The organism is Actinomycetota bacterium (assembly GCA_030018275.1).
Lineage (GTDB): Bacteria > Actinomycetota > Aquicultoria > Subteraquimicrobiales > Subteraquimicrobiaceae > Subteraquimicrobium.
The window spans coordinates 1-2343 of record JASEGB010000032.1 but is presented as its reverse complement, the minus strand read 5'-3'; the positions used below and the strand labels follow the sequence as shown (position 1 = coordinate 2343).

Here is a 2343-nt window from a genome sequence, read left to right as displayed (position 1 = left end):
CTAAGTGGGAGAAGAAACCCTTGAAGGAATTTACACAATTATCTTGACACTACCGTCCCTCTTATCTCCATTGATAATGGAGAATTGTTATGTTATATTTTATGCAACAAACCTCAAGGGAGAGATATATTTGCTCAAGTTCGTCATCGCCATTCATATCATTGTTTGTTTGGCACTCATTGTCATCATCTTGCTCCAGTCCGGTAGAGGAACTGGTTTATCTTCGGCTTTTGGAGGAGGGCTTCCCAGCACCTTCTCTGGAAGCACTCTCATAGAAAGAAACCTTTTTCGTATCACCGTGGCCTTGGCGATCATATTCGGCGTCACATCGATAATCTTATACATTTTTGCACCGCGGTAAATGCTTAAACGCATTTTTAAATTCAAAGCGTAAGCGCCTTTCTTAGGCGCTTTTTATTTGCTTTTTTCAGATACGCTTGGATTTTTCCACTTTCCTTCAAATGGAGGAAATTTTCAAATTTCGTTTAAGATTTTCCAAATTGGGAGGGGAGGTAAAAATTGCCAAGAGTGTTAAGAAGCAAGTTAATCCTCTTGCTTGTTCTTGCGCTAATAGTCTCCACAGCGGGTTGTGCCCAGAAGAAAACCAGGAAATCGAAATCTCTCAATAGAACCGAAGGACCCGTGAGGGGCGGAACTTTTAGGTATTTTCTCATGGAACCGCTGACTTTAAACTCAGCACATGTACAGGAATCGGAAGGTATCCAGGTTGCTAAGCAGATTTATGATGGACTCGTTGATTACGACCCCAAGACCATGAAGGTCAAACCAGCCATGGCTAAATCCTGGAAATCCAACAAGAGTGCCACCGTTTGGACTTTTAAACTTAGGAAAGGTGTAAAATTCCACAATGAAAGAGAGTGTAAAGCACAGGATTTTGTCTATTCTTGGAATCGAATTGCAGTTAAGGAGACAGCTTCTGAGGTTGCTTATCATCTTGCTCCGATAAAGGGTTTTGAGGCTTGCCAGGAGGGAACGGCAAAGAGGCTTGAGGGAGTTAAGGCAAGGGATGATTATACCCTTGAGGTGACCTTGAAATATCCTTATGCTGAGTTTCCAACCATCCTTGGGCACATCGTTTTTTCTCCGGTACCCAAGGAGGAGGTTCAGAAATATGGCGAAAAGTTCGGAGAGAATCCTTGCGGAACTGGTCCCTTCAAGTTCGTTGAATGGATGCATGATCAGCGAATAGTTCTCAAAAGAAATCCGGACTACTATGGGCATAAACCATATTTGGATGGGATAGTCTTCAAAATTTTTGATGATGAGCAGTCGGGATTTTCAGAATTCAAGGCGGGAAATCTTGATGATTGTGAGATTCCCCCGGGCCAGATAAAAAGGGCGAAGGTTATATATGGTGATTGTGCACTGATCGAGCCCATACTCAGTCTCTATTCTTACGGATTCAACATGGATGCCGATCTCTGGGGAAATAATCAAAATTTGAGGCGGGCTTTAAATTATGCTCTGGATCGAAAGTCAATTTGCGGCGATCTTTGGGAGGGAGCCATGATGCCCGCCGTGGGAATCCTGCCCAAGGGAATTCCCGGTTTCCAGAAGGAAGCCATACTTTACAATCATAATCCCGTTCGGCAAAGGATCTTTTAAAACAGGCAGGTTATCCAGATGGAAATGGTCTTCCACCCCTTGCTTTAGGTTATGACGTTGGAGTAGGTCACGACAAAGTTGCTCAAGCCATACGGACGCAGGCAGGAGAGGTTGGGATTACTTTTAATGTTGCCAGTTACGAATGGGAAGCCCTTTTGGATAGGATTCAAGCTGGGGAGATTACTTTCTTCCGCATGGATTGGACAGCGGAGTATCCCACCATGGATAGCTTCCTATACCCACTCTTTCACTCAAGCAGCCTGGACAATACAACTCATTATAGGAACCCTGAGGTAGATAAGTTATTAATGGATGCAAGGAGAGAATTAAATCCTAGTAGACGAGTGAGACTTTATCGAAAGGCGGAGAAAATAATCCTTAGGGACGCATCGATAGTTCCCATTGGTTTCTATATGACGAACCGAGTAATCGGATCCAGAGTTCGCGGGTATATTCGTACGGCAGTGGATGATGCACCTATGGAACGCGTCTGGTTGTCGAAGTAATTTACTGCGAGTCAAAAGTCATAGGTCATGGGTTAAAGGGTTCTTGACTTTAGCTTTTACTAAGGTGACTATAGTTTGGCAAATTTAATTGCTCATTCACAAATGAATACCACGCTGCCTTTGGCATAAATCTTTCAAGTACTGGTTCAAGAGAACCTTTTTCAAGAGTCATCTTGCAGACCTCTTTTAGAAACAGCTGGAAGTGTTCCTG

Annotated in this window: 2 protein-coding genes and 1 pseudogene; all 3 read left to right on the top strand. The window is 43.4% G+C overall.

The window, feature by feature from the left end; all coding sequences use genetic code 11:
- Window positions 1-130: 130 nt before the first annotated feature.
- The 3 genes and pseudogenes from secG (at window position 131) to QMD66_07840 (ending at window position 2132) form a co-directional block, all read left to right on the top strand.
- A complete protein-coding gene (gene secG / locus QMD66_07850; GenBank protein ID MDI6822734.1) occupies window positions 131-361 on the top strand; it encodes a preprotein translocase subunit SecG in 231 nt (76 codons plus the stop codon).
- A gap of 167 nt (window positions 362-528) precedes the next feature.
- Entirely contained in the window at window positions 529-1626 is a 1098-nt protein-coding gene (locus QMD66_07845) for an ABC transporter substrate-binding protein (protein MDI6822733.1), read from the top strand.
- A gap of 44 nt (window positions 1627-1670) precedes the next feature.
- A pseudogene (locus QMD66_07840) lies at window positions 1671-2132 on the top strand (ABC transporter substrate-binding protein).
- The last annotated feature ends 211 nt before the right edge of the window (window positions 2133-2343 follow it).